This is a genomic window from Modestobacter italicus (assembly GCF_019799965.1).
GTDB lineage: Bacteria > Actinomycetota > Actinomycetes > Mycobacteriales > Geodermatophilaceae > Modestobacter > Modestobacter italicus_A.
The window spans coordinates 12,037-36,469 of record NZ_JABGCJ010000007.1; the positions used below are offsets into that span (position 1 = coordinate 12,037).

A 24,433-nucleotide genomic window follows, 5' to 3' on the forward strand; every position below is an offset into this window, starting at 1 on the left:
CGGTTGCCATCACCAAGGATCAGGCGGCGCGGGACTCCTCGGCCAGCGCAGCCAGCGCCTGCTCGAAGCAGGCCTGCGGCGGCTGCACCAGCCCGGCGCCGACCTGGCCGGTGCCCGCGACCCGACCGGCCATGCCGGTGTTGATCTGCGGCAGCCAGCCGGTGCGGGCCACCTGGAGGACGTCGATGCCGGTCGGAGAGCCGCGGAACCCCATGATCGGGATCTGCATCGCCGGGTTCTCGGCCAGGGTGAGCTGGTACATCCGCTCGGTGGTCGCCAGGGCATCGGGCACGGTGCCGCCGACGAACCGGACGATCGCCGGGGCAGCGGCCATGGAGAACCCGCCGACGCCGTAGGTCTCCATGATCGCCGAGTCGCCGATGTCGGGGTTGGCGTCGTCCGGGCCGTAGTCGCCGAGGAACAGGCCGACCGGGGTGTTGGCCGGGGCGGTGAACCAGCGGTCGCCGGTACCGGCGGTCTGGATGCCGAACTCGGTGCCGTTGCGCGACATCACGGTGACCATCGTCGAGCCGGAGACGTCACGGGCGGCGTCCATCGCGAGCTTGGCGGTGGGCATGCCGAGGTTGAGGTAGAAGTGCTCGTTGCCGCCGATGAAGCGCAGCACCTCGGCGATGTCGGCCGACGGTGCGTCGACGGCCACGACGGACGGCGAGAGCTCGCGCAGCGCCATCAGCGAACCGGCGCGGTTGCGGTTGTGCCCCTCGTCGCCCATCTGCAGCATCTGGGCGAGGATCGCCTTGACGTCCAGCGGCTCCGGGCGGCTGCGGACCGCCTGTTGCAGCACCGGGCCGAGCACGTCGCGCATCCACCGCAGCCGGGTGAGCACCTCGTCGTTGAAGGCGCCCATCCGCAGCACCTTGCCCAGGCCCTCGTTGAGGTTGCACCAGGCCTGACCGCCGCCCGCCGGGTCCTCCAGGCACCACATCCACATCGACGGGCTGGTCACCCCGGCCATCGGCCCGACGGTGCGGTGGTGGTGGCAGGGGTCGAGGGCGACCTCCCCGGCGGCGAGGATGCGCTCGGCGTCCTCGACGTCGGTCGCCCAGCCTTCGAACAGGCAGGCGCCGATCAGCGCGCCGCGCATCGGGCCGGAGGCGGTCTCCCAGGTCAGCGGCGGGCCGGAGTGCAGCAGCATCCGGTCGGGCAGGTCGAGCACCTCCCGGGCCGGGCGGACGTCGACGAGCACGGAGCCGGCGGCGAGCACCCGCTCGACGGCGACCCGGTTGGCGGCGGCACGGCGCGGGTCGAGCGCGAGCTGGGTGAGGTCGTCGGCGCTGCCGAAGCCCGGCGGGCGCCAGTCGACGTCGGTGACGCCGGCGCCCTGCTGGCGCAGCGCGGCGGAGAACACCTCGACGCCCGCGGCGACGATGGACGGCGGGGCGGACAGCAGTCCACCGAGCGGCTCGGTCATGCCTGGTCTCCCATCAGCGCGAGGGCGTAGCGGACGGCGGCTGCGTTGGAGGCGAAGACCGCGGCGCCGGCCTCGGCGAGCGCGTCGGCCTGCCGCGACCAGCCCTGCGGGTCGGCCTCGGTGCCGACCAGCGCGACGACGGCCGGCAGGCCGGCCGCCCGCAGCGCGGGCACCAGGCTCGCCGCCGGGTCGGGGTCGGCACCGTGACCGAGGACGACGTCGAGGAGCAGGACGGCGGGCTCACCGCTCTCCGCCAGCCCGGCGATCGCCTCCAGCCGCAGGGTCGGGTCGATCATCGGGTGCGCGCGGCCCACGGTGAGGGCGTCGTCGCCGAAGTCGACGACCAGGTGCCCGGTCGCGCGCAGGTCGGTGCCGAGGTCGAGCTCCGGCCGCAGCGGGGTGTTGGACCGGACGTCACCGAGCACCGGGGCGGCGATCAGCATCGCCTCGTCGGCGAGGGTGCCACCGGAGTAGAAGCCCTTGAGCACCGCCCCGGCGGGCACCGCGTCCGCCGTCCCCGGGCGGGAGGGCCACTGCGGGACGGCGACGCCCAGGTCGGCCAGGAGTACCTCGACGGCGGCGGTGAGGTCGGGCTGCTCGGCGCTGAGCGCCGCGGAGCGGACCGGGACGGACAGCCCGGCCGCGACCTCCTGCACCCGGGCGGCCACCGAGGGCGCCGGGGGCTTGGAGACCAGGAGCACCCGCTCGGTGGCCGGGTCGGCGTCCAGGGCGGCGAGCGCGTCGAGGGTGGCCAGCCCGCCGACGGCCTCGGAGAGGTCGCGGCCGCCGACGCCGAGGACGTGCGAGACGCCGACCCCGGCCGCGTCGAGCAGGCAGCTGACCTGCTGCGCGCCGGTGCCGCTCGCCGCGACCAGGCCGACCGGGCCGCGGCGGACGACGTTGGCGAAGCCGAGGGTGAGGCCGGAGACGATCGCCGTTCCGCAGTCCGGGCCCATCACCAGCACGCCGGCCTCGTGCGCGGCGCGCTTGAGGGCCACCTCGTGCTCGACCGGGACGCCGTCGCTGAAGACCAGCACCGACCGGCCGGCGGCGATCGCGTCGGCGGCCTCGGCGACGGCGTACTGCCCCGGGACGCTGACGATCGCCAGCGCCGGGTCGGCGGCCCCGTCGAGCCCGGCACCGATGGTGCGGGCAGGGATGGTCTGGGCCTCGCCCCGCTCGGCACGGGCGGCCAGCGCGGCGTCGACGGCGGCGACCGCGGCGGCCAGCTCGGCGTCGTCGGCGGCCCGCAGCGCGATGAGCAGCTGGTCGGGCTTCGCCTCGCCGTCCGGGGCCAGGCCCATGCCGGCGGCGAGCTCGAGGTTGAGCGGCGTGGCCATCGCGACGACCACGGCGTGCACGCCGGGCCGGTCGCCGATCTCGCGGCTGACCTGCATCAACCGGACCGAGTCGGCGTAGACGCCACTGCGCAGGGAGACGTGCCGGAGGCCGTGGTCGCTGCTCACCCTCGCGGACGCTACCGGAGAAATCCTCTTAGCGGTGAAGGACTTTCGCGCCCCGAACCGCGTCACGAAGATTTAGCACTGAGGTACTTCCGGAGCGCCGATCGCGGTGACAGAGTCGAGCCTTCCCGCCGCCGGCGGCCGATGCTCGGAGGTGACCCGCACCCGGTGAAGCCCGCTCCGTTCAGCTATGCCGACCCCGTCTCGGTCGAGGAGGCGCTCGACGTCCTCGCCGCCGAGGGGGAGGGCGCGAAGGTGCTCGCCGGCGGGCAGTCGCTGATCCCGCTCCTCTCGATGCGGCTGGCCGCGCCGGCCACCCTGGTCGACATCAACCGAATCCCCGGCCTGAGCGGGATCACCGCCGGCCCGGACGGCGTTCGGGTGGGGGCACTGGTGCGGCACGCCGAGCTGCTGGCCTCGGCCGAGGCGGCCGGCGTCCAGCCGCTGCTGGGCCGGGCGACGGCGAACGTCGCGCACCCGGCGATCCGCAACCGCGGGACGACGGTGGGCTCGATCGCGCACGCCGACCCGTCCGGGGAGATGACCGCGGTGCTGGCGCTGACCGGTGGCTCGGTCACGGTCGCCACCCCCGGCGGGCGGGAGGCGGTCGGCTGGGGCGAGTTCTTCCTCGGTCCGCTGGAGACCTCGGTGCACGGGCCCGCCGTCGTCCTCGACGCCTTCTTCCCCGCACTCCCGGCCCGCTCGGGCACCGCCTTCGCCGAGATCGCCCGACGCAAGGGCGACTACGCGGTCTGCGGCGCGGGCGTCGTCGTCACCCTGGACGCCGACCGGCGGGTCAGCTCCGCCCGGGCGGCGTACCTCTCCGTCGGGCTGGTGCCCGAGGTGCACGACCTGACCGACGCCGTGATCGGTCAGCCGGTCGACAGCGCCGACTGGACGGCGGCCGGCGAGCTGGCCCGCGGCCTGGTCGACCCGGACGGCGACCTGCACGCCAGTGCGGACTACCGGCGGTTGCTGGTCGCGACGCTCACCGCCCGCACGCTGGCCGACGCCGGCGCGGAGGCCCTGACCCGGATGGAGGCGGCATGACCGACATGGAGCGGACCATCTCCGTCGTCGTCAACGGTGTTCCACGTGAAGCGACCGTGCCGGTGCGCTGGCTGCTGTCGGACGCGCTGCGGCACGGGTTCGGGCTGACCGGCACGCACGTGGGCTGCGAGCACGGCGTCTGCGGCTCGTGCACCGTGCTGGTCGACGGGCAGCCGACCCGCTCCTGCCTGGTGCTCGCCGTGCAGATGGACGGGCACGAGATCACCACGGTCGAGGGGCTGTCGCGGTCGGACCACCAGGGCGGGCAGGTGCTGCACCCGATCCAGGAGGCGTTCCGGGAGTGCCATGCGCTGCAGTGCGGGTTCTGCACGCCGGGCTTCCTGACCACGATCGCCGCCGGCCTGGACGCCCGCGACCCGTCGGTGGAGATCACCGACGAGGAGGTCGACGAGCTGGTCGGCGGCAACCTGTGCCGCTGCACCGGTTACGCCAACATCAAGAAGGCCTGCCGCCACGCAGCCGCCACCATGCGAGAAGGGGCCAAAGTCGCGACTCCGGCCCCTCAGGACGAGGAGGCGACCCGGTGACGACGAAGTTCTTCGGGGAGCCGGTCCGCCGTCGGGAGGACGCGCGGCTGATCGTCGGGCAGGGCCGCTACCTCGACGACATCGGGCCCGGCGCGTACGCGGCGGCGTTCGTCCGCAGCCCGTACGCGCACGCCCGGGTGCTCGACATCGACGTCAGCGCCGCGATGGACGTCGAGGGCCTGCTGGCGATCTACACCTACGAGGACCTCACCGGCCCGATGGCCGAGCCGCTGCCGGTGCTCATCCCGCACCCGCAGCTCACCGCGCCGCGCACCGGCTACCCGCTGGTGCGCGACGTCGCCCAGCACGTGGGCGAGCCGATCGTGATGGTGGTGGCCACCGACCGGTACGTCGCCGAGGACGCCGCCGCGCTGATCGAGGTCAGCTACGAGGAGCTGCCGGTGGTGGTGGGCGTCGACGCGGCCGAGGCGGCGGTGCACACCGTGCACGACGACGTCCCGGACAACATCGCCGCCCGGCACCACCAGGAGACCGGCGACGTCGAGGCCGCGCTGGCCGCCAGTGCGCACACGCTCTCCTTCACCCAGTACTTCGAGCGCAGCGCCTCCATGCCGATGGAGGGCAAGGGCGTGCACGCCCGCTGGGACGACGCCGACTCCTCGCTGCGGGTCTACTCCTCCACCCAGGCGTCGACCTCGGTGCGCGCGGCGATCGCGGCCAAGCTCGAGCTGTCGCTGGAGAAGGTCGAGGTCATCGCGCCCGACGTCGGCGGTGGGTTCGGCGTGAAGATCGTGCACCCGTGGCCGGAGGAGCTGCTCGTGCCGATGGCCGCGCGGCTGCTGGGCCACGAGGTGAAGTGGACCGAGGACCGCCGCGAGCACTTCGTCTCCAGCGCGCACGAGCGGCAGCAGCGCCAGGAGATCCGGGTCGGGTACGACGACGACGGGCGGATCACCGCCCTCGACGTCCTGGTCTGGCACGACAACGGCGCGTACACGCCCTACGGGATCATCGTGCCGATCAACACGGCCACCCAGCTGCTCGGGCCCTACGACATCCCGGTCTACCGGGCGGTCGTGAACAGCGTGTACACGAACACCGTCGTCGTCACGCCGTACCGCGGTGCCGGGCGGCCGCAGGGCTGCTTCGCGATGGAACGCACGATGGACCGGATCGCCCAGGAGCGCGGCATCGACCGGGCGCTGGTCCGGGAGCGGAACCTGATCCAGCCCGACCAGTTCCCCTACGACTGGGGTCTGACGTTCCAGGACGGCCGGCCGCTGGTCTACGACTCGGGCGACTACCCGGCGATGATGGCCAAGCTGAAGACGCTGGTCGACTGGGACGGGTTCGCCGAGCGGCGGGCCGCGGCCGAGGCGCGCGGGAAGCTGCTGGGCATCGGGATGGCGCCCTACGTCGAGGGCACCGGGCCGGGGCCGTACGAGGGCGCGCACGTGCAGGTGCTGGGCAGCGGCAAGGTGCTGGTCTCCACCGGGCTGACCTCGCAGGGCCAGGGGCACGAGACGGTGTTCGCCCAGCTCGCGGCCGCGGAGCTCGGCGTCCCGCTCGAGGACGTCGAGGTGACCACCGGTGACACCCGGCGCTTCGGGTACGCGGTCGGGACGTTCGCCTCCCGGGCCGCGGTGGTCAGCGGCAACGCCGTCGCGCTGGCGGCGAGGGGCGTGCGGGAGAAGGCGCTGCGGATCGCCGCCGAGGTGCTGGAGGCCGACCCGGCGGACCTGGAGATCGACGAGGGCCTGGTCCAGGTGAAGGGGACGCCGGGCGCCTCGATCCCGCTGCGCACGGTCGCCGTGCTGTCCAACCCGCTGCGGTACGCCTTCGACGAGGCGGCGCGGCAGGCGACCCAGTTCGCCGGGCCGGGCGACGACTCGAAGCCGCCGGTGGCGGTCGGGGACGCGCCGGGGCTGGAGCACACCGACTACTACTCCCCGCTGCGCTCGACCTTCGCCTCCGGTGCGCACGCCGTGGTCGTGGAGATCGACCCGGCGACGTGGGAGATCGCGATCGAGCAGTACGCGGTGGTGCACGACTGCGGCACGATCATCAACCCGATGATCGTCGAGGGGCAGGTGCACGGCGGTGTCGCGCAGGGCGTGGGCGGGGCGCTGTACGAGCGGATGGCCTACGACCGCGACGGGCAGCTGACCAACGCCTCGTTCATGGACTTCCTGATGCCGTACGCCTCCGAGGTGCCCGACGTGGACATCGACCACCAGTCGACGCCGTCCCCGCTGAACGAGCTGGGCATCAAGGGCGCCGGCGAGGCCGGTGTCATCCCCGGGTCCGCGGCGATCGCCTCGGCGATCGAGGACGCGGTGGGACGGCGGATCGCGGCGATGCCGGTCTCCCCCACCGAGCTGTACGACCTGGTGCGCTCGGACGCCGAGCGCGTGATCAACACTTCCCCCCACGACTCTGGAGCGATGGCGTGAACCTCGACGGCAGTGCGGTCCTCTCGGCGGCACCGGAGCAGGTCTGGGCGGTGATCACCGACCCGGCGGTGCTGGCGCGGACGATCCCGGGCTGCGAGTCGCTGCAGCAGGTCGGCGAGGACAGCTACACGATGGTCGTCTCGGCCGGGGTGGGCGCGATCCGCGGGAAGTACGCGGGCGAGGTTCGGCTGTCCGACCTGTCGTTCCCGAAGTCCTACGTCATGCACGCGTCCGGCTCGGGTGGGCCGGGGTCTGTGCGGGCCACCGTGCAGATCAACCTGGCGCCCTCCGGTGACGGCACGGAGCTGACGTACTCGGCGGACGCCGTGGTCGGTGGCGCGGTCGCGGGTGTGGGGCAGCGGATGATCACCGGCGTCGCGAAGAAGATGGCCGGGCAGTTCTTCTCCGCGGTGGACAAGGAGCTGTCCGAGCCCAACGTCGTCGCCGAGGTGGTGGCCCTCCCCGTCGCCCAGGGCGGTTCCGCGGAACCGTCTGCTGCTGTCGCCGCACCGGTGACCTACGCCAAGGCCCCGTCCTCAGCAGGGGGTTGGGTGCCCGCCGAGGCACGGCCCCTGCTGGTCGGTGCCGCCGGCGGCGGACTGCTCACCCTGCTCGGCGTCTGGATCGGCCACCTCCTCGGCCGCCGCGGCTGAGCGGAGGCCAGCCGCTCGACGGCGGTGCGGAGGCGGTCGGGGGCGTTGGCGGCGTAGCCGAGGACGAGGCCGGGGTCGCCGGGGGTCAGCCGGTGCCAGGACAGCGGGTGCACGACGACCCCGGCGTCCCGGACGGCGTCCGCGAGCTGGACGTCGTCGGCGTCCGAGCCGGGGAACGTGATGAGCACGTGCAGCCCGGCCGCCACGCCGGTCACCCGCGCCTGAGGCAGGTGCTGGGCCAGCGCAGTCACCAGCGCGTCCCGCCGTGCGCGCTGCCGGCCACGCACCAGCCGGAGGTGTCGGTCGTGCTCGCCTGACCGCAGCAGCTCCGCCAGCACCAGCTGCGGCAGCGCCGGGCTGCCCAGGTCGCTCGCGTGCTTCGCCGCCACCAGGTCGGCGTCGAAGGACGACGGCGCCACCAGCCAGCCCAGCCGCATCCCCGGAGCCAGCGTCTTGGACGTGCTCCCGGTGTGCGCCACGTGCTCCGGCGCCGAGGGCTGCAACGCCGGCACCGGCGCCCGGTCGTAGCGGTGCTCGGCGTCGTAGTCGTCCTCGATCACCAGCCCGCCGCCGTCCCGGGCCCAGCCCAGCAGCACGCGCCGGCGCCCCGGCGACAGCACCACCCCGGTCGGGAACTGGTGCGCCGGCGTCACCATCACCGCCGGCAGGGCCGGCATCGCCGCGACGACCAGGCCGTCGGCGTCCACCGGGACACCGACCGGCCGCAGCCCCCAGTGGGCGAACTCCTCCCGGGCACCGCGTGACCCCGGGTCCTCCACGCCGACCGTCTCCGCGCCCCGCGACCGCAGCGTCTGGGCCAGCAGCGCCAGCGCCTGCGCCACCCCGGACACCACCAGGACCTGATCCGGCGCGACCTGCAGCCCCCGGGTCCGGCCGAGCCAGCCGGCCAGCTCGCCGCGCAGCCGGGCGCTCCCCCGCGGGTCGCCGTAGCCCAGGTCCGCCGCCGACGCGTCCCGCAGCACCGCCCGCTCGGCCCGCAGCCAGGCCGCCCGCGGGAACGCCGCCAGGTCGGGCACCCCCGGCGACAGGTCGATCTCGCCTTCGGCCGCCGGCCGGTTCGTCGGCAGCGGTAGCCGCACCGGCCCGGCCGGCGTCGTGACCGCGGGACGCGGGGGTGCAGCGACCGGCCGGGGCAGGACGGCGGTCCCCGACCCGGTCCGGGCCGCCACCAGCCCCTCGTCCACCAGCCGCTGGTACGCCTCGACCACCACCCCGCGGGCGATGCCCAGGTCACCGGCCAGTGCGCGGGTGGCCGGCAGCCGGTCGCCCGCCGCCAGGCGGCCGTCCAGCACCGCCGCCCGCACCTCAGTGGTCAACCAGTCGGTCAGGCCGCGCGCCGGCGCGTCCGCCGGGTCGAGCTGGAGGAAGTCGGCGCCGCGCATTGGTCCACTCCCGACAACGGCAATTGGCCCTCCACGGTGGACCAGCAGGTCAGCAGCATGGCAGCCATGACGACCAGCGTGGAAGCGCCCCCACAACAGTCGGCCGCGTCCGCCGTCCTCACCGGGGCGACCGCGATGGGATTCGTCGGCGGCAGTGTGGCGATCTCCGCCGTCCTCTCCGACGCGCCGCTGTTCACCGCCCAGTCGATCCGGTACGCCGCCGCCTGCCTGGTCCTGGTCGGCTTCGCCCGGCTGGCCGGACGGTCGGTGCACCGGCCACACGGCGCGGAGTGGGCGTGGTTGCTGGGCGTCGTCGGCGCGGGGATGGTGCTGTTCAACGTCGCGCTCGTGCGTGGGTCGGAGCACGCCGAGCCGGCCGTGCTCGGGGTGGCCGTGGCCAGCGTGCCGATCGTGCTCGCAGTGGTGGGGCCGCTGATGACCGGACGGCGTCCCGAGGCGCGGGTGCTGCTGGCGGCCGCGGTGGTCACTGTCGGCGCCGGGCTGGTGCAGGGCCTGGGCCGCAGTTGCGCCACCGGGTTGGCCTGGGCGTTCGTCGTCCTGGCCTGCGAGGCCGGGTTCACGCTGCTCGCCGTCCCACTGCTGGCCAGGCACGGCGCGTGGGGCGTCTCGGTGCACACCACCTGGCTCGCCGCTGTGGTGTTCGGCGCGCTCGGGCTCGCCATCGAGGGACCGACGGCGGCCGCCGAGCTGACCGGCGGCGAGCTCGTCGCGGTCGGTTACCTGGCGGTCGGGATGACCGCCGTCGCCTTCGTGCTCTGGTACTCCGCCGTCGGCCGGCTGGGCACCGCTCGCGCCGGCCTGCTGACCGGCGTCGCCCCCGTCGCCGCCGCCGGGGTCGGCGTGGCGATGGGGGCGCCCAGGCCTGGGCTCCTCGTGTGGCTGGGCATCGCTGTGGTCGGCGCCGGCCTGGGCCTGGGCCTGGGCGTGGGCGCCCGATCACGTTGACCTACCGCGGACCTCGGCCCTGCCGGGACGCCGTGGACCCCACAGCGCCGGTGCAGCGCGGGGAGCCGCCGACCGAGGAAGTTGCGGATCAGCACCACGAGCGCACCCGCTCCGACGGCTCAGCCGCCGAGCCCGGAGGCTGACGACCCGGGCGACCTGGAGATGCGCATCGTCGGCTCGGCAGCTGGGGCACGACGAGTCGGTGCTGCCCGGGGCCCACCCTCATCGGCCACCCGGGCCCTGCAGCGGGTCGTCAGCTGACGCGCAGGCCGTCGAGCGCGGTGGCCAGGATCGGCCGGGAGTAGTCGAGGTCGCCGTGGATGGCGCAGACGGCGATGACCATGTCCAGCACCTGCTCGATCGACAGGTCCGCGCGCACCTCACCGGCGTCCTGGGCTGCGGCGAGCAGCGGCCGGCCGGCGGCGATGACCCGCTCCCGGCTGCGGTCGAGCACCGGGCCGGGGCCCTCCTCCTGGGCGAGCAGTTCGACGGCGAGGTGATGCTTGCTGGCGAAGAAGGCGGCGAACCGGTGCAGCCAGCTGATCAGCGCGGCCCCGGGCGCGCCGTCACCGGTCGGTGCGGCAGCCGCGACCACGTCGTCGACCTGGTCGCGGTAGAGCGCCTCGAGGAGGTCCCGCCGCGCGGGGAAGTTCCGGTACAGCGTGGCCATCCCGACGCCGGCGCGGCGGGCGATCTCGGCCATCGACAGCGGAGCGCCCTTCTCGGCGAACCCGGCGCGGGCTGCCTGGAGGACCTTGTCGCGGTTGCGCTCGGCATCGGCCCGCCGGGCGGGCGGTCGAGACGTCTCGTCGGACATGACTCCCTAAGTGGACAGGTTATCCGGTACGGTAGGTGGACAGGCTGTCCACTTCGGGCAGATCGTACCCACCGCGAGGAGCACACCGTGGAACAGCGACCCCTGGGCCGGACCGGCATGTCCGTCAGCCAGCTCTGCCTCGGCGCGATGATGTTCGGCGCCGTCGGCAACCCCGACCACGACGAGGGCGTGCGGATCGTGCACCGCGCCCTCGCCGCCGGCATCACGTTCATCGACACCGCCGACGTCTACTCCGGCGGCGAGTCCGAGACCGTCGTCGGCAAGGCGCTGGCCGGCGGACGGCGCGACGGCGTCGTCCTCGCCACCAAGGTCGGCCTGCCGTTCGGCCAGGACCCCAACCAGCGCGGCATGTCCCGGCGCTGGATCACCGAGGCGGTGGAGAACTCGCTGCGCCGCCTCGGCACCGACCGGATCGACCTCTACCAGCTGCACCGCCTCGACCCGAACACCGACGTCGACGAGGCGCTGGGCGCACTCTCCGACCTGGTGCACGCCGGCAAGATCCGCGCCTTCGGCGCCTCGACGGTGCCGGCCTCGGAGATAGTCGAGGCGCAGTGGACCGCCGAGCGCCGGGGCCGCGAGCGGTTCCGCACCGAGCAGCCGCCGTACTCGATCCTCACCCGCGCCGTCGAGGTCGACGTCCTGCCCACGGCCCAGCGGTACGGGATGGGCGTGCTCAGCTACAGCCCGCTGGCCGGCGGCTGGCTGTCCGGCAAGTACCGGAAGGGCCAGGAGGTCAGCGGGCCGGGCTCGGTCGGCCGCGCCCAGCGGTTCCCCGGCGTCTACGACGCCGCGAACCCGGCCAACGCCGCCAAGCTCGACGCCGCCGACGCCCTGGGCGCGCTCGCCGACGAGGCCGGGCTGACGCTGGTGCAGCTGGCCATCGGGTTCGTCGTCCGGCACCCGGCGGTGACCTCGGCGATCGTCGGGCCGCGCACGATGGACCACCTGGAGTCCTACCTGGCCGCCGACGGCGTCGAGCTGTCGGACGACGTCCTCGACCGGATCGACGCGATCGTCCCGCCCGGCCACACGATCAACGTCGGCGACAACATGTGGACCACGCCCGCGCTGACCCCGGCCGCCCGCCGCCGGTAGCGGTCCCGCGCCCGGGCCGGCGACCCCGCCGGCCCGGGATCGGTCAGTCGAGGACGGCGGTGACCTCGAGCTCGACCAGGAAGTCGGGGTCGAACAGCACCGACACCCCGATCATCGACCCGGGCGCGGCCGGGGTGACGCCCAGCTTCGCCGCCGCCCGAGCCACCCCGTCGAGGAAGGCGGGCATCTTGTCCAGCGTCCAGTCGACGACGTAGAGGGTCAGCTTCGTGACGTCGGCGAAGGTGGCGCCGACCTCGGCCAGCGCGGTGCTCGCGTTGAGATAGGCCTGCTCGACCTGGGCGGCGAAGTCACCGACGCCCACCTTCTCGCCGGCGGCGTCGACGGCGACCTGGCCGGCGACGAACACCAGCCGCGAGCCGGTCGCCACCGAGACCTGGTGGTACATGTCGGTCGTCGGCAGGCCTGCGGGGTTCACCAGGGTGATGGACATGCTGACTCCTCCTTCACGGACGCCCGGGCGCTCCGGGCTGCGCTGAACATAGCATCGCTATGCCATGTAGTGTTCCCGCCATGGTTCGCCCGAAGGACCCGGCGGTCCGGACCCAGCTGATCGAGCGGGCCGCCGTGATGCTCCGGGCCCGCGAGCCGATCACGCTGCGCTCCCTGGTCGCCGGCACCGGCGTCTCGACGATGGCCGTCTACACGCACTTCGGCGGGATGGACGGCCTGTGGCAGGCGCTGCGCCAGGAGGGCTTCACCCGGCTGGGCGCCCGGCTCACGACCGTGCCGGTGTCCGACGACCCGGTGCGCGACCTCACCGCCCTCGCCGCGGCCTACCTGGACAACGCCCTCACCCACCCCGACCTCTACCGGGTCATGTTCGACGCCAGCGTCGACCTGGAGGACCTCCCGGCCGCCGACGCCACCCTGGAGCACCTGGTCCAGGCCGCTCGCCGGGGCCGGGACGCCGGGCGGTTCCGCGCCGACGTCGTCCCGCTCGACCTGGCCATCCAGAGCTGGACGATCGGCCATGGGCTCGTCTCCCTGGTCGCCACCGGGCCCCTCCCGCGGGAGACCCTCGACCACGGCCCCTTCCTGCTGCGCGCACTGTTCACCGCCTGCGGCGACGACCCCGACCGCTGCCGCGCCTCGGTCGAGCAGGGCTGGCACCGCCCGGCCCCGGACGACGAGAGGTCAGCGGCGCGCTGAGGACCAGCCCTGCGCGCGGAGCCGGTCGAAGCCGTCGAGCAGCAGGTCGAGGGCGAACTCGAACTCGAACTGCTCGTCACAGCCGGCGCCTACGCCGGACAGGTCATCGCCGGTCGCCGCCACGGCGATCTCCAGGATGTGCGGGTACCTCGCCGCGAACTCAGCGGCCAGCGCCTGCTGCTCCTCGGCCGACGGCGGCGCGGCATCGGGGGCCGGCGGCTCGTCGAACAGCTCGGGGCTGAACCCCCAGATCCGGTTGCCCAGCGCGTGCATCACGTGGTGGGTCAGGTCGGCGGAGAACCCGCCGCGGCGGAACGTGCCGGCGAGGGAGTCCATGTAGCCGAGCACCGTCGGCGTCCGGTGGGTCCGCGACTCGATCGCCTGCCGGGCCCACGGGTGCCGCAGCACCGCGCGCCGCGCGGAGAGCACCCGCGCCCGTACCGCGGCCTGCCAGTCCAGGTCAGGGTCGGCCGGCTCGATCTCGCCGAGGACGACGTCGACCATCCCGTCGAGCAGCTGGTCCTTGTTCGCCACGTGCTTGTACAGCGCCATCGGGACGACGCCGAGCTCCTGGGCCAGCCGCCGCATGCTCACCGCGTCGATGCCCACCGCGTCGGCCAGCTCCACCGCGGCGCGCAGCACGCGGTCGGTGCTCAGCGGCGCTCGCCGCCCCGGAGGAGCCATGAGCGGAACCTACCTCGTTGACAGGTGTACGGCGTACACCTACCGTTCCGCTGCATCGGGTGTACGCCGTACACCTCCCAGTCAGAGGAGAACGCCATGTCGACCAGCAGCGCGAGCAGGCGCCAGTGGTGGGTCGCGGCAGGGCTCGTCCTGCTGAGCCTTGTCCCGGTGCTCGCCGGGGCGGCCCGGGTCGCCGAGCTGGCCGGCGACCCGGCGGTGACGGCGGCCAACGCGCGGTTCGTCGCCTCGCCGGTGCCCGTCGTGGTGCACATCGTGAGCGCGACCGTGTACTCGCTGCTGGGGGCGTTCCAGTTCGTACCGCGCATCCGCCGGCGTCGACCCGGCTGGCACCGACGCGCCGGGCGCGTGCTGGTGCCGGCCGGGCTCGCCGCGGCGCTTTCCGGGCTGTGGATGACGGTGTCCTACCCGCGACCGCCCGCCGACGACGTGCTGCTGACCCCGATCCGGCTGTTCTTCGGTGTCGCGATGGCCGGCTGCATCGTGCTCGGGGTCCGCGCCGTCCTGCGGCGGGACATCTCGGCCCACCGCGCCTGGATGGCCCGCGGCTACGCGATCGGCCTGGGCGCGGGCACCCAGGTGCTGACCCACCTGCCCTGGGTGCTGCTGGGCGCCGAGCCCAGCGGCGGCGGCCGGGTGCTCGCCATGCTGGCCGGCTGGGTGGTCAACCTGGCGGTGGTCGAGTGGGCGCTGCGACGCCGGCCGGCCGTGCCGTCCCGGGAGCGCCGCGCACCCGCCGCCGCACCCGCCTGAGCCGGGGGCAGGGCCGGTCCCAGCCGGCCGGGCGCCGACCCCGCCCGCGCCATCTCCCCGAGGCCGGGTCGCACTGCCGTCCTAGGACCGCCGGCCGGTGATGACCAGCACGACGCCCACCACCAGGAAGCCGGTGGCGACGCCCCACCGACCGGAGCTGTCCGGCGTCCCGACGCTCCACAGGGCGACCTCCACGGCCCCGAGCACCAGCAGCAGGCCGAACGCCGTCCGGTCGCGGGTCCACAGCCGGTCCCCCGCCGACGTCGGGGAGACCCGCCGGCTGGAGACGACGAACAGCGCCCCCGCCACGGCCAGCAGCGCGGCGCCCACCACCCGCGGCGCGGTCACGCCGCCCGTGGCCAGCAGCACGGCGAGGAGGACGGCCGCGGCGACGACCAGGCCGATCCCGGTGACCAGGTGGTCGACGCGTCGGATCACGGGCACTCCTCACGACAGGGCCGGACGGCGGCACGCTACCGACGCAGACGCCGTTCCATCACGTGCCCGGTCGCCTGGAACGACTCGTTGCCGACCAGCCCGCCGGTCTTCGTCTCCACCAGGGTGAAGCCGGACCGCTCGTAGAGCCGCCGGGCCGGGTTGCCGTCCAGCACGGTGAGCTCGACGCGGTCGACCCCCTCCGCCTCGACGTGGGCGAACAGCCGCTCGATCAGCGCCGCCCCCACGCCGCGTCCCTGGTGAGCCGGGTGCACGTACATCCAGGTGAGCTCACCGTCGGCGTAGGCCAGGAAGCCGACGACGGCACCGTCGAGCTCGGCCACCCACAGCCGGTCGTCGAACAGCCCCTCGTCCTCGGCGGTCTGCTCCAACGTCAGGAACGCCTCGACCCCCACCGAGTACCCGAGCTCCTGGAGCCGGGCGGCGTCGTGCGCTGCGGCGATCGCGTCCCAGTCGGCCGGACGGTAGTCGCGGATCTCGATCATGGCCGGGACTGTGCCGACCGGCCCGGTGCGACGTCCAGCGGATTGCGCCCCACGTACCCGTGACGAACCGGTCACGACCGGCCGCACGGCTGCCGAGAACTGGACACATGAGCAACCACGCCCTTGTCGAGGAGTCCCCCGCGACCGCGGACGTGCAGGTCATCGCGGAGCTGGCGACCGCCGCGCTGGCGTCCATCGCCCGGATGCACGCCGACGGCGCGGCCGCCGTCACCACCATCGCGGAGACCCCGGTGCGGCTGGAGCTCCCCCCGGTCGCCGAGGCGCCGGCTCCCGTCGAGGCCGACCCGACCCACGACGAGGCGAGCCACGACGAGCCGGCCCACGCCGAGCTGACCGAGGACGAGCGGGTCGGGGTCGAGGACGCGCCGGTCGAGGCCGAACTGGTCGAGGAGGGCCCGGTCGCCGAGGCCGAGGACGTCGTCCGCATCTCCGAGCCGCTGTGGGTCGTGCCGCCGCCTCGGGGCCGGCACCTCGCCGAGGCCCTGACCGACCAGCTCCCCGCGCAGAACGTCGCCTGACCTGCTCGCCGTTGGTCACCGACCGTCGTGCCCCGGGGCGGGAGACGACGACCAGCGACCAACGGCGAGCTCAGGCCCGGGCGCCTGCCGGCTCGAGCTGCGCGAGGGCGGCGTCGACCCGGTCCAGGGCCGCCCGGCCCGTCGTCGCGTGCACGCTCAACCGCACCCGCTCACCGTGCCGGGTGCAGGTGACCCCGGCCTGGCCCAGCGCGGCGTGCAGGTCCGCTCCGTCGACCCCGGGCACCCGGAAGGCCACGATCCCGGCCCGCTGCGCCGGCGTCCGGGACGACGTCACGTCCACGCCGCGCCGGTCCAGCAGCTCCAGCAGCTCGTCGACCCCTGAGGAGATGCGGCCGGCGACCCACGCGGGCCCGGCCTGCTCCAGCAGCTCCAGCCCCGCGGCCAGGCAGGCCTGCGCGACCGGGCTGGTGTTCGTCGTGGTGAACCGGGCGGCGCCGTCGGCGAGGGGGTGCTCCAGCCCGTCGTAGTCGGTGGCACCCTGCACCCCGGTCCAGCCGGCCAGCAGTGGGTCCAGCCGGTCCAGTGCCCGGTCGGACACCGCGACCACGCCGGTGCTCCACCCGCTCCGCAGCCACTTCTGCCCACCGGCGACCAGCACGTCGGCCGCCGTCCAGTCCTGCTCGACCGCGCCGACGCCCTGGATGCCGTCGACGACCAGCAGCCGCTCCCCCAGCACCTCGCGCAGCCCGGCCAGGTCGGCGCGGAACCCGGTGGCGAAGTCGACCGCGCTCACGACCAGCGCCGATGCGTCGGCGTCGACCAGCGCGGCCCGGACCGCGTCCGGCGTCACCGGCCCGGCCGGCAGGTCGACGACGTCCAGCCGGCCCGCCGCCTCCGCCCGCCACCACGGGTAGAGGTTGGCCGGGAACTCCGCCGGGCTGACCAGCACCGGCCCGCGCACCGCGAAGGCCGCCTGGAACAGCCCGGCGGAGGTGCTGGGCGAGTAGACGACGTTGCCGGGCACGAAGCCGAGCAGCCGGGACGCCGCGGCGAGTGCCCGGGCCTCGGCGCCCATCAGCTCGTCGACGGTCCCCAACCCGGCGGTGGCGACGGCGGCCAGCGCACCGGCCCCGGCCTCCACCACCGGCCGGGACGGCGGGCCGACCCGGGCGAAGTCCAGGTAGCCCTCGTCCTCGGTGAAGCAGCTGAGGTAGCCAGCGCTCACGCGGTCACCCGGGCCAGGAAGGCGCGGGTGCGCTCGTGCTGCGGCGCCCCGATCACCTGCTCCGGCGGCCCCTCCTCGACCACCACCCCGCCGTCCATGAACACGACGTGGTCGGCGACCTCGCGGGCGAAGGCGATCTCGTGGGTCACGACGATCATCGTCATCCCCTCCCGCGCCAGCTCGGTCATCACCGCCAGCACCTCCCCGACCAGCTCGGGGTCCAGGGCACTGGTCGGCTCGTCGAACAGCAGCAGCTTGGGCCGCATCGCCAGCGCCCGCGCGATCGCCACCCGCTGCTGCTGCCCGCCGGAGAGCCGGTCGGGGTAGGCGTCGACCTTGTCGCCCAGCCCGACCCGCTCCAGCAGCTCCCGGGCGTAGGCCTCCGCCTCGCGCCGCGGGACGCCGCGCACCTGCACCGGCCCCTCGGTGACGTTGGCCAGCACGGTGCGGTGCGGGAACAGGTTGAACCGCTGGAACACCATGCCGATGTCGGCACGCTGCTTGGCCACCTCGGCCTCCCGCAGCTCGTGCAGCTTGCCGCCGTCGTGCCGGAAACCGATCGGCACGTCGTCCACCCAGATCTCGCCGCCGTCGGCGGCCTCGAGGTGGTTGACGCAGCGCAGCAGCGTGCTCTTGCCGGCCCCGGAGGCACCCAGCAGGACGACGACCTCGCCACGGCGCACCGTGAGGTCGACCCCGCGCAGCACCTCCAGCGACCCGTAGTGCTTGCGCAGCCCCCGGGCCCGGACCAGCACCTCGCCCTGCGCCGCGGTCACCGGGAGCCCCGCATGAACGGTGGCGTGCGCAACGAGCCGCCGACCTTGGCCCACACCGACCCGCGGGTGCCCGTGGGTCGGATCGAGGCGTTGTAGTGCCGCTCCAGGTAGTACTGCCCGACGTTGGCCACGCTCACCACCACCATGTACCAGACGGCCACGGCCAGCAGCGTCTCCATGACCGCCAGGCTGCGGCTGGACAGCGCGTTGGCTGCGTGGATGAGCTCGGTGAAGCCGATCACCGAGGCGATCGACGTCCCCTTGAGCATGTTGATGAAGTCGTTGCCGGTCGGCGGGATGATCACCCGCATCGCCTGCGGGAGGACCACGCGGGACAGCACCTTGGCCGGCCCCATGCCGATCGACTTGGCCGCCTCGGTCTGCCCCCGGTCGACGCTGGTCAGCCCGGCCCGGACGATCTCGGCCATGTAGGCGCTCTCGTTGAGCCCCAGCCCCAGCAGCGCCGCCAGGAACCCGGTCATGATCACGTTGGCCGGCTGGTCGAGCAGGTAGGCGTCGGTGAACGGGATCGGGATCGAGAACGTCGGGAAGACGAGCGCGATGTTGTACCAGAGCAGGATCTGCAGCAGCACCGGCAGACCGCGGAAGACCCAGATGTAGGCCCACGACACCCAGCGCAGCACCGGGTTGGCCGAGGTGCGCATCAGCGCCACCACCGTGCCGATGACGATCGCGCCGGCCTGCGCGATCACCGCCAGCACGATGGTGTCGACCAGGCCCTCCAGGATCACGTCCTGGGTGAGCAGCGCCGGGATGCTGTCGTAGTCGATGTCGCCCTGGGAGATCGCCTGGAGCAGCAGCCCCAGCACGGCCAGGACGACGAGCCCGGCCACCCAGCGCCCCCAGTGCCGGATCCGCACCTGGGGCAGCAGCTCGCTGTCCCCCGGTGCGTCGACCGGCCTGGTCAGCGCCGCGCCGGCGCGGTCAGCCACCGTTGACGGTCGCCTGGTCGACCGCGCCGGAGGTGACGTCCCACGCCTCGAGGATCTCGCCGTACGTGCCGTCGTCGATCAGCTGCTGCAGCGCCTGCTGGATGGCGTCGCGCAGCGCGGTGTCCTCCTTGTTCAGGCCGATGCCGTAGGGGCCACCGTTGATCGGGTCCTGGTCGACGGTCTCGAAGTACTCGCCGTCTCCCGCGGTCTGCGAGATGTACACCGCGGTGGGCAGGTCGTTGAGGATCGCGTCGACCCGGCCGGTGCGCAGCTGCGTCTGGTTCTGCGAGTCGCTCGGGGTCGCGGTGACCGCCAGCGGCTCCTCGCCGTTCGCCTCGCACTCGGCCGACTGCTCGGCGGCGAAGTCCTCCTGGGTCGTGCCCTGGACGACGGCGATCGCCTGGCCGCACAGGTCGGCGCTGGCCTCGATGCCGGCCGGGTTGCCCTTCTGCACCATGATCGTGATGCCGGACTCGAAGTAGTCGACGAAGTCGATCGACCCCTGCCGCTCGGGGGTGTCGTTCATCCCGGCGATCGTGGCGTCGACCCGGCCGGTCTGCAGGCCGGTGATCAGCGAGTCGAAGGCCATGTCGGAGTACTCGACGTCCAGGCCGAGCTTGTTGCCGATCGCGGTGATGATGTCGACCTCGAAGCCGACCGGGGTCGTCCCGTCCTCGGCGTAGAAGTTGTTCGGCGGGGACTGCACGTTGGAGCCGATCGACAGCGAGGTCAGGTCGGCCGGCAGCCCCTCGGCCAGCGCCGGGTCCTCCTCGACGCCGCCGACGACGTCGCTGGTGTCGGGCACCGCGGAGTCGGCGCTGCTGCTCCCGCCACCGCTGCCGGAGTCGGCCGCGGCGTCGTCGTCCCCACCGCCGCAGCCGGCCAGCAGCAGGGCGGTGGTGAGCGCGACCGGGACGGCGGCGCGGAGGGGGAGGCGGTTTCGGGACACGGGCTTCTCCTGGGGGTCGGGACGTACGGTCATCGGGCGTTCCGGACAGGTGCGGCGTCCGGCGGCGGACTGGACCGCCGGACGACGAGACGGGTGGGGACGACGACCGACCGCGGCGGCAGGGTCGGCGTGCCGATCCGCTCGAAGAGCAGGTCGACCGCGGCCTGGCCGATGCCGCCGGCGTCCTGGGCGACGGTGGTCAGCGGCGGGTCGAGGACGTCGGCGAGGTCGAGCTCGTCGAACCCGACGTGCGCGGGGCGCGGGCCGGGGTGCTCGTGCAGGTGGTGCAGCAGCGCGACGCTGGCCCGGTTGTTGCCGGTGACCACCGCGGTGACGCCGTCGGCGGTCCAGCCGTTCACGGCCGCGGCGAGGCCGACGGGGTCGAGTGCGCCGAGGGAGACCAGGCCGTCGGTGGGCAGGCCCAGCTCGGCGCAGGTGGCGAGGAAGCCGTCGCGGCGCTGGCGGGAGGTCCAGAACCGCTCGTCGTCGCCGAGGTAGGCGATCCGCCGGTGCCCCTGCCCGGCCAGGTGTCGCACCGCCGCGGCGATGCCGCCGGCGTTGTCCGAGAGCACCTCGTCGGTGCGGTGGTCGGCGCTGGGCCGGTCGAGCAGCACGGCCGGGACGTCGGGCGGGAGGTTAGCGGTGAGCACCTCGTCGCCGACCAGGTTGGGGGCGATGAGCAGGCCGTCGACCCGGCGGGCGGCGAAGGCCTGCACCAGCCGCCCGGCCCGCTCGGGATCGCCGTCGGCTGAGCCGGTGAGCAGCAGGTAGCCGCGCTCGCGGGCGCTGCGCTCGACCGCGGCGGTGACGGCGGAGTAGAAGGACCCGGCGAGGTCCTCCAGCACCAGGCCGATGCTGGCGGTGCTGGTGCCCCGTCGCAGGTGGCTGGCCCCGTCGTGCCGGCGGAAACCGAGCTCGGCGATGGCCCGCTGCACCCGCTCGACGGTCTCCGGGCGCACCCCGGGCTCGCCGTTGACGACCCGGCTGACCGTCTTCTGCGACGTACCGGCGGCCTGGGCCACGTCGACCATCGTGGGCAGCCGAGCGCTTCCCCGGGCAGCGGCGTGACCCGCGTCGTCCGTCGATGACAACGTAGTCATCGGCCGGTCGGGCGGACCCGATGACAACGTAGTCATGCAGGGGATCGTCCGGGTGACGGCGACCACATGTCAAGGGTCTGAACGGTCCGCAACGGTTCCGTGACCGACGGACCCGCGCTGATCGCCGGCCCCCGCAGGAGGGCCGGCGATCAGCGCCCAGCGGGTCAGCTCTGGCTGAGCTGGAGGGTCGGGTAGTCGGTGTAGCCCTCGGCGCCGGCGGCGTAGAAGGTCGCCGGGTTCGGGGTGTTCTCCGGGTGCGCGCCGACCCAGCGCTCGACCAGGTCGGGGTTGGCGATGGCCATCCGGCCGACCGCGACGGCCTCCGCGTGCGCGGCGTCGATCAGCTCGATCGCCTCTGCGCGGGTGGTGACCGTGCCGAAGCCGCTGTTGGCGATCAGCGGGCCACCGAAGCGGCGGCGCAGCTCCTGCACGAACTCACCGGCCGGCTCGGCGTGCAGCACCGACAGGTAGGCCAGGCCCAGCGGGCGCAGCGCGTCGAGCAGGGCGCCGTAGGTGGCCCGGACGTCGTCCCGGTCGGTCTCCAGCGCGTCCTGGATGTTGTGCTCCGGGGAGATCCGCAGGCCGACCTTGCCGGCGCCGACGGCCTCGGCGACCGCGGTGACGACCTCGATGACGAAGCGGGCCCGGTTCTCCGGCGAGCCGCCGTACACGTCGTCCCGCTGGTTGGAGGCCGGGGAGAGGAACTCGTGCAGCAGGTACCCGTTGGCGCCGTGCACCTCGACGCCGTCCAGGCCGGCGTCGATCGCGCGGCGGGCGGCGGCGACGAAGTCGTCGCGGACCTCGCGGGCCTCCTCGACGGTCAGCGCATGCGGCACGGGGTAGTCCTGCTTGCCCTGCTCCGTGTGGCCGGCCCCCTGGATGGCGATGGCGCTGGGCGCCTCCACCCGGCGGCCGCCGTTGACGTCGGCGTGGGTGACCCGGCCGGCGTGCATCACCTGCATGACGATCCGGCCGCCGCGGGCGTGCACCGCCTCGGCGACGCGGCGCCAGCCGGCCACCTGCTCGTCGGTGACGATGCCGGGCTGGCCGACGAAGCCCTGGGACTCGTACCGGGGGTAGGTGCCCTCGGTGATGATCAGGCCGAGGCTCGCGCGCTGCGCGTAGTGCTCGACGATCAGGTCGTTCGGGACGCCGGAGGCACCGGCGCGCATGCGGGTCAGCGGGGCCATCACGACGCGGTTGGCGAGCTCGATATCACCGAGCGCCACGGGAGAGAACAGGTCCATGGTCGCTGCAAGGTCGTTGCGCGGGCGGACCATTCCGAGACGGCGCGGACTGCGGCGATCGTCACGTCGCTCCCGACCGTTGGTGGAACACAACCACCTGCCACTGCGCTGACGCCTGCCAGACGTCCCTTCGGCGAGGAGCAGACATGGCGAAGACCTGGTTCATCACCGGCGCATCGCGCGGGTTCGGCAAGGAGTGGTCGATCGCGGCCCTCGAGCGCGGCGACCGGGTGGCCGCCACCGCACGTAACACCGACACGCTGGCCGACCTGGTGCAGCAGTTCGGCGACGCCGTCCTGCCCATCCAGCTGGACGTCGACGACCGGGACGCCGTCTTCGCGGCCGTCGCCCGGGCGCACGACCACTTCGGCGGCCTGGACGTCGTGGTGAACAACGCCGGCTACGGCCAGTTCGGCATGATCGAGGAGATCTCCGAGGCCGAGGCGCGCGCCCAGTTCGACACCAACGTGTTCGGCGCACTGTGGGTCACCCAGGCAGCGCTGCCGTACCTGCGCGAGCAGGGCTCGGGCCACGTGCTGCAGGTGTCGAGCATCGGCGGGATCTCCGCCTTCCCGAACATCGGCATCTACAACGCCTCGAAGTGGGCGCTGGAGGGCTTCAGCCAGTCGCTGGCCGCGGAGGTCGCCGACTTCGGCATCAAGGTCACCCTCATCGAGCCCGGCGGCTACTCCACCGACTGGGGCGGCGCCTCGGCCGCGCACGCCGCGGAGAACCCGGCCTACGACGCCTTCCGGGTCAAGGCCGCCGAGCAGCGCAAGCAGCGGCTGGGCGGCAGGCCGGGCGACCCGGTCGCCACCCGGGAGGCAGTGCTCGCCCTGGTGGACGCCGAGAACCCGCCGCTGCGGGTCTTCTTCGGCGAGGCACCGCTGGGCATCGCCACCCGCGACTACGAGTCCCGGCTGGCGGAGTGGAACGAGTGGGACGACCTGTCCAAGAAGGCCCACGGCTGACCTGCGCCGCCGCGACCGGCGTCGGGTGAAGGCACTCTCCCCGCGCGGGGCACCTCCCCCGCGCGGGGGTCAGTCGCTGTGCCGGGCGCCGACGACGGCGACGGCGAGCAGGCCGCCGAGCAGCCAGAACGCCGCGGAGACCCCGGCCGCCCCGGCGAGCAGGCCGGCCGCCGCGGGGGTGCCGACCAGCCCGACCCGGTTGCCCACCAGGCGCAGCGCCAGCGCCGTGCCGCGGGCGTCGTCCGGCACCGCCCGGATGATCAGCGTCATCAGCAGCGGCTGCCCGACGCCGAGCAGGAAGCCGATCAGCGCCAGCAGCGCCCCGAGCACCCACACGTTGCCGGTGGCCGGCAGGAAGGCGACGGCGATCCCCGAGCCCACGGTGCTCAGCACCACCAGCCGGGCCCGCCCCAGCCGGACCAGCATCTTCTGCACCAGCACGCGGGAGGCGACGGTCGCCCCGGCCCGGACGCTCAACAGCACGCCGACGACCGCCGGGGAGATGCCCCGGCTCTCCCCCAGCAGCGGCAGGTAGGCGGTGAGCAGGTCGACCGCCGCGGCCAGCACCAGGCTGGCGAAGATCCCCGTGCTCACCGCCGGGCTGGACAGCAGCCGGAAGGCCGAGGTCCTGCCGGTCGGCCGGGCCGCGGCCGCCGGGAAGCGCCGACCGGCCGCCAGCCACCAGGCCGCCGGCACCGCCAGCGCGCACAGCCCAGCGCTCAGCAGCAGGGCACGCGCGGTGCCGGCCGACAGCTCCCCCGGCGCGGTGGCGAGCACCGCGCCGGCCAGCGCCGGGCCGACCAGCTGGCCGGCCGAGACGACGGCGGTGAACAGCCCGAACCCGGAGTCCAGCCGGTCAGCGGGCAACCGGGCGACGACGTTCTCCCCACCGACGATGCAGCCGAGGTTGCCCAGCCCGAGCACCACGTTGCCGATGCCCAGCGCGACCAGCGAACCACTGGTGGCCAGCAGCAGGCAGCCGACCACCAGCAGGACCACGCCGCCGACCAGGATCGGCTCGGGTCGCCACCGGTCGGCCGCCCGACCCAGCGGCAGCGCCACCACCATGGGCAGGAGCGCGAACGCGGCGGTGAGCAGGCCGATCTCGGTGGCGCCGGCACCCAGGTCGATCGCCCGGTAGGCCGAGACCGGCCGGGCGACGGCGATGGCCGCCTGGATCAGCGCCATCACGCCCAGCAGCTGGAACAGCCACCGCGGCGCGCGCCCGGGCGTGGACGCAGCTGGACCGGACGTCGGCACTCTCAACTCCCCGTCGGCGCC

Annotated in this window: 24 protein-coding genes and 1 pseudogene; 10 read left to right on the forward strand and 15 right to left on the reverse strand. The window is 74.2% G+C overall.

All coding sequences use genetic code 11. The annotated features are described in order from the left end of the window. Positions 1-19 precede the first annotated feature (19 nt). On the reverse strand, positions 20-1,432 hold the full coding sequence (locus HLA93_RS16570) for a DUF1116 domain-containing protein (RefSeq protein WP_222195538.1): 1,413 nt from the start codon (positions 1,430-1,432) through the stop codon (positions 20-22). Further along, complete coding sequence (locus tag HLA93_RS16575; protein WP_222195539.1) at positions 1,429-2,898, reverse strand: FdrA family protein; 1,470 nt, start codon at positions 2,896-2,898, stop codon at positions 1,429-1,431. Before HLA93_RS16575 ends, HLA93_RS16570 begins: the two co-directional genes overlap by 4 nt. 165 nt (positions 2,899-3,063) lie before the next feature. On the opposite strand from HLA93_RS16575, the gene HLA93_RS16580 reads away from it, so the two are divergent. From HLA93_RS16580 to HLA93_RS22110, 4 genes are read left to right on the forward strand one after another with little or no spacing between them, the layout of a single operon-like run. Beyond that, positions 3,064-3,945 (forward strand): FAD binding domain-containing protein, encoded by an 882-nt coding sequence (locus HLA93_RS16580; protein WP_222195540.1) that lies wholly within the window; start codon positions 3,064-3,066, stop codon positions 3,943-3,945. Beyond that, positions 3,942-4,493, forward strand: a complete 552-nt coding sequence (locus HLA93_RS16585; protein ID WP_222195541.1) for a (2Fe-2S)-binding protein — start codon at positions 3,942-3,944, stop codon at positions 4,491-4,493. Before HLA93_RS16580 ends, HLA93_RS16585 begins: the two co-directional genes overlap by 4 nt. Then, positions 4,490-6,907 carry an aerobic carbon-monoxide dehydrogenase large subunit gene (cutA, locus tag HLA93_RS16590; RefSeq protein ID WP_222195542.1) on the forward strand — a complete coding sequence of 806 codons (2,418 nt, stop codon included), beginning with the start codon at positions 4,490-4,492 and terminating at the stop codon, positions 6,905-6,907. The genes HLA93_RS16585 and cutA overlap by 4 nt, the downstream gene beginning before the upstream one ends. Then, the gene (locus HLA93_RS22110) at positions 6,904-7,560 is read left to right on the forward strand and encodes an SRPBCC family protein (RefSeq protein WP_222195543.1); all 657 of its coding nucleotides are present in this window, start codon (positions 6,904-6,906) and stop codon (positions 7,558-7,560) included. The genes cutA and HLA93_RS22110 overlap by 4 nt, the downstream gene beginning before the upstream one ends. Before the next feature lie 20 nt (positions 7,561-7,580). On the opposite strand, the pseudogene pdxR reads toward HLA93_RS22110, so the two are convergent. Then, a pseudogene (gene pdxR, locus HLA93_RS16600) lies at positions 7,581-8,963 on the reverse strand (MocR-like pyridoxine biosynthesis transcription factor PdxR); the annotation flags it as partial. A gap of 66 nt (positions 8,964-9,029) precedes the next feature. On the opposite strand from pdxR, the gene HLA93_RS16605 reads away from it, so the two are divergent. Further along, positions 9,030-9,929, forward strand: a complete 900-nt coding sequence (locus HLA93_RS16605) for a DMT family transporter (protein WP_222195544.1) — start codon at positions 9,030-9,032, stop codon at positions 9,927-9,929. A 253-nt stretch (positions 9,930-10,182) separates the two neighbouring features. Here the strand turns inward: HLA93_RS16605 and HLA93_RS16610 are convergent, their stop codons facing one another. Further along, the gene (locus tag HLA93_RS16610; RefSeq protein WP_222195545.1) at positions 10,183-10,746 is read right to left on the reverse strand and encodes a TetR/AcrR family transcriptional regulator; all 564 of its coding nucleotides are present in this window, start codon (positions 10,744-10,746) and stop codon (positions 10,183-10,185) included. A gap of 87 nt (positions 10,747-10,833) precedes the next feature. Between HLA93_RS16610 and HLA93_RS16615 the strand changes: the two genes are divergently transcribed. Continuing rightward, complete coding sequence (locus tag HLA93_RS16615) at positions 10,834-11,865, forward strand: aldo/keto reductase (protein WP_222195546.1); 1,032 nt, start codon at positions 10,834-10,836, stop codon at positions 11,863-11,865. Positions 11,866-11,908: 43 nt separating this feature from the next. Here HLA93_RS16615 and HLA93_RS16620 read toward each other — a convergent pair whose 3' ends face one another. Beyond that, the gene (locus HLA93_RS16620) at positions 11,909-12,316 is read right to left on the reverse strand and encodes a RidA family protein (RefSeq protein ID WP_222195547.1); all 408 of its coding nucleotides are present in this window, start codon (positions 12,314-12,316) and stop codon (positions 11,909-11,911) included. Between the two features lie 80 nt (positions 12,317-12,396). Between HLA93_RS16620 and HLA93_RS16625 the strand changes: the two genes are divergently transcribed. Continuing rightward, positions 12,397-13,035: a TetR/AcrR family transcriptional regulator gene (locus tag HLA93_RS16625; protein ID WP_246626907.1), complete on the forward strand. Its 639-nt coding sequence runs from the start codon at positions 12,397-12,399 to the stop codon at positions 13,033-13,035. On the opposite strand, the gene HLA93_RS16630 is transcribed toward HLA93_RS16625, so the two are convergent. After that, positions 13,021-13,719, reverse strand: coding sequence for a TetR/AcrR family transcriptional regulator (locus tag HLA93_RS16630; protein WP_222195549.1), 699 nt, complete (start codon positions 13,717-13,719; stop codon positions 13,021-13,023). The two genes, HLA93_RS16625 and HLA93_RS16630, sit on opposite strands and share 15 nt — an antisense overlap. A 96-nt stretch (positions 13,720-13,815) precedes the next feature. On the opposite strand from HLA93_RS16630, the gene HLA93_RS16635 reads away from it, so the two are divergent. Beyond that, positions 13,816-14,490 carry a DUF2306 domain-containing protein gene (locus tag HLA93_RS16635; RefSeq protein ID WP_222195550.1) on the forward strand — a complete coding sequence of 225 codons (675 nt, stop codon included), beginning with the start codon at positions 13,816-13,818 and terminating at the stop codon, positions 14,488-14,490. Between the two features lie 81 nt (positions 14,491-14,571). Here the strand turns inward: HLA93_RS16635 and HLA93_RS16640 are convergent, their stop codons facing one another. After that, on the reverse strand, positions 14,572-14,928 hold the full coding sequence (locus HLA93_RS16640) for a hypothetical protein (RefSeq protein WP_222195551.1): 357 nt from the start codon (positions 14,926-14,928) through the stop codon (positions 14,572-14,574). Between the two features lie 35 nt (positions 14,929-14,963). Further along, a complete protein-coding gene (locus HLA93_RS16645) occupies positions 14,964-15,431 on the reverse strand; it encodes a GNAT family N-acetyltransferase (RefSeq protein ID WP_222195552.1) in 468 nt (155 codons plus the stop codon). A gap of 107 nt (positions 15,432-15,538) precedes the next feature. On the opposite strand from HLA93_RS16645, the gene HLA93_RS16650 reads away from it, so the two are divergent. Further along, positions 15,539-15,970 carry a hypothetical protein gene (locus HLA93_RS16650; protein WP_222195553.1) on the forward strand — a complete coding sequence of 144 codons (432 nt, stop codon included), beginning with the start codon at positions 15,539-15,541 and terminating at the stop codon, positions 15,968-15,970. Positions 15,971-16,040: 70 nt separating this feature from the next. On the opposite strand, the gene HLA93_RS16655 is transcribed toward HLA93_RS16650, so the two are convergent. The 6 genes from HLA93_RS16655 to HLA93_RS16680 all read right to left on the reverse strand — a co-directional run bounded on the left by HLA93_RS16655 (position 16,041) and on the right by HLA93_RS16680 (position 22,181). After that, on the reverse strand, positions 16,041-17,156 hold the full coding sequence (locus HLA93_RS16655) for an aminotransferase class V-fold PLP-dependent enzyme (RefSeq protein WP_222195554.1): 1,116 nt from the start codon (positions 17,154-17,156) through the stop codon (positions 16,041-16,043). Further along, positions 17,153-17,932 carry an amino acid ABC transporter ATP-binding protein gene (locus HLA93_RS16660; protein ID WP_439957985.1) on the reverse strand — a complete coding sequence of 260 codons (780 nt, stop codon included), beginning with the start codon at positions 17,930-17,932 and terminating at the stop codon, positions 17,153-17,155. The genes HLA93_RS16655 and HLA93_RS16660 overlap by 4 nt, the downstream gene beginning before the upstream one ends. Continuing rightward, positions 17,929-18,885 (reverse strand): amino acid ABC transporter permease, encoded by a 957-nt coding sequence (locus HLA93_RS16665; protein ID WP_222195555.1) that lies wholly within the window; start codon positions 18,883-18,885, stop codon positions 17,929-17,931. Before HLA93_RS16665 ends, HLA93_RS16660 begins: the two co-directional genes overlap by 4 nt. Then, the gene (locus tag HLA93_RS16670) at positions 18,878-19,834 is read right to left on the reverse strand and encodes an ABC transporter substrate-binding protein (RefSeq protein WP_222195556.1); all 957 of its coding nucleotides are present in this window, start codon (positions 19,832-19,834) and stop codon (positions 18,878-18,880) included. Before HLA93_RS16670 ends, HLA93_RS16665 begins: the two co-directional genes overlap by 8 nt. A gap of 29 nt (positions 19,835-19,863) precedes the next feature. Beyond that, positions 19,864-20,865, reverse strand: coding sequence for a LacI family DNA-binding transcriptional regulator (locus HLA93_RS16675; protein WP_222195557.1), 1,002 nt, complete (start codon positions 20,863-20,865; stop codon positions 19,864-19,866). A 233-nt stretch (positions 20,866-21,098) separates the two neighbouring features. After that, positions 21,099-22,181: an alkene reductase gene (locus tag HLA93_RS16680; RefSeq protein WP_222195558.1), complete on the reverse strand. Its 1,083-nt coding sequence runs from the start codon at positions 22,179-22,181 to the stop codon at positions 21,099-21,101. A gap of 146 nt (positions 22,182-22,327) precedes the next feature. Between HLA93_RS16680 and HLA93_RS16685 the strand changes: the two genes are divergently transcribed. Further along, entirely contained in the window at positions 22,328-23,152 is an 825-nt protein-coding gene (locus HLA93_RS16685) for an SDR family oxidoreductase (protein ID WP_222195559.1), read from the forward strand. Positions 23,153-23,221: 69 nt separating this feature from the next. Here HLA93_RS16685 and HLA93_RS16690 read toward each other — a convergent pair whose 3' ends face one another. Then, positions 23,222-24,412 (reverse strand): MFS transporter, encoded by a 1,191-nt coding sequence (locus tag HLA93_RS16690; RefSeq protein ID WP_222195560.1) that lies wholly within the window; start codon positions 24,410-24,412, stop codon positions 23,222-23,224. Positions 24,413-24,433 lie beyond the last annotated feature (21 nt).

Coding starts and splice junctions, on each gene's coding strand:
- HLA93_RS16675 (WP_222195557.1), bottom strand. CDS start 20,865: ATGGTCGACGTGGCCCAGGCCGCCGGTACGTCGCAGAAGACGGTCAGC.
- HLA93_RS16685 (WP_222195559.1), top strand. CDS start 22,328: ATGGCGAAGACCTGGTTCATCACCGGCGCATCGCGCGGGTTCGGCAAG.
- HLA93_RS16570 (WP_222195538.1), bottom strand. CDS start 1,432: ATGACCGAGCCGCTCGGTGGACTGCTGTCCGCCCCGCCGTCCATCGTC.
- HLA93_RS16585 (WP_222195541.1), top strand. CDS start 3,942: ATGACCGACATGGAGCGGACCATCTCCGTCGTCGTCAACGGTGTTCCA.
- HLA93_RS16650 (WP_222195553.1), top strand. CDS start 15,539: ATGAGCAACCACGCCCTTGTCGAGGAGTCCCCCGCGACCGCGGACGTG.
- HLA93_RS16605 (WP_222195544.1), top strand. CDS start 9,030: ATGACGACCAGCGTGGAAGCGCCCCCACAACAGTCGGCCGCGTCCGCC.
- HLA93_RS16625 (WP_246626907.1), top strand. CDS start 12,397: ATGGTTCGCCCGAAGGACCCGGCGGTCCGGACCCAGCTGATCGAGCGG.
- HLA93_RS16630 (WP_222195549.1), bottom strand. CDS start 13,719: ATGGCTCCTCCGGGGCGGCGAGCGCCGCTGAGCACCGACCGCGTGCTG.
- HLA93_RS16635 (WP_222195550.1), top strand. CDS start 13,816: ATGTCGACCAGCAGCGCGAGCAGGCGCCAGTGGTGGGTCGCGGCAGGG.
- HLA93_RS16645 (WP_222195552.1), bottom strand. CDS start 15,431: ATGATCGAGATCCGCGACTACCGTCCGGCCGACTGGGACGCGATCGCC.
- HLA93_RS16610 (WP_222195545.1), bottom strand. CDS start 10,746: ATGTCCGACGAGACGTCTCGACCGCCCGCCCGGCGGGCCGATGCCGAG.
- HLA93_RS16620 (WP_222195547.1), bottom strand. CDS start 12,316: ATGTCCATCACCCTGGTGAACCCCGCAGGCCTGCCGACGACCGACATG.
- HLA93_RS16680 (WP_222195558.1), bottom strand. CDS start 22,181: ATGGACCTGTTCTCTCCCGTGGCGCTCGGTGATATCGAGCTCGCCAAC.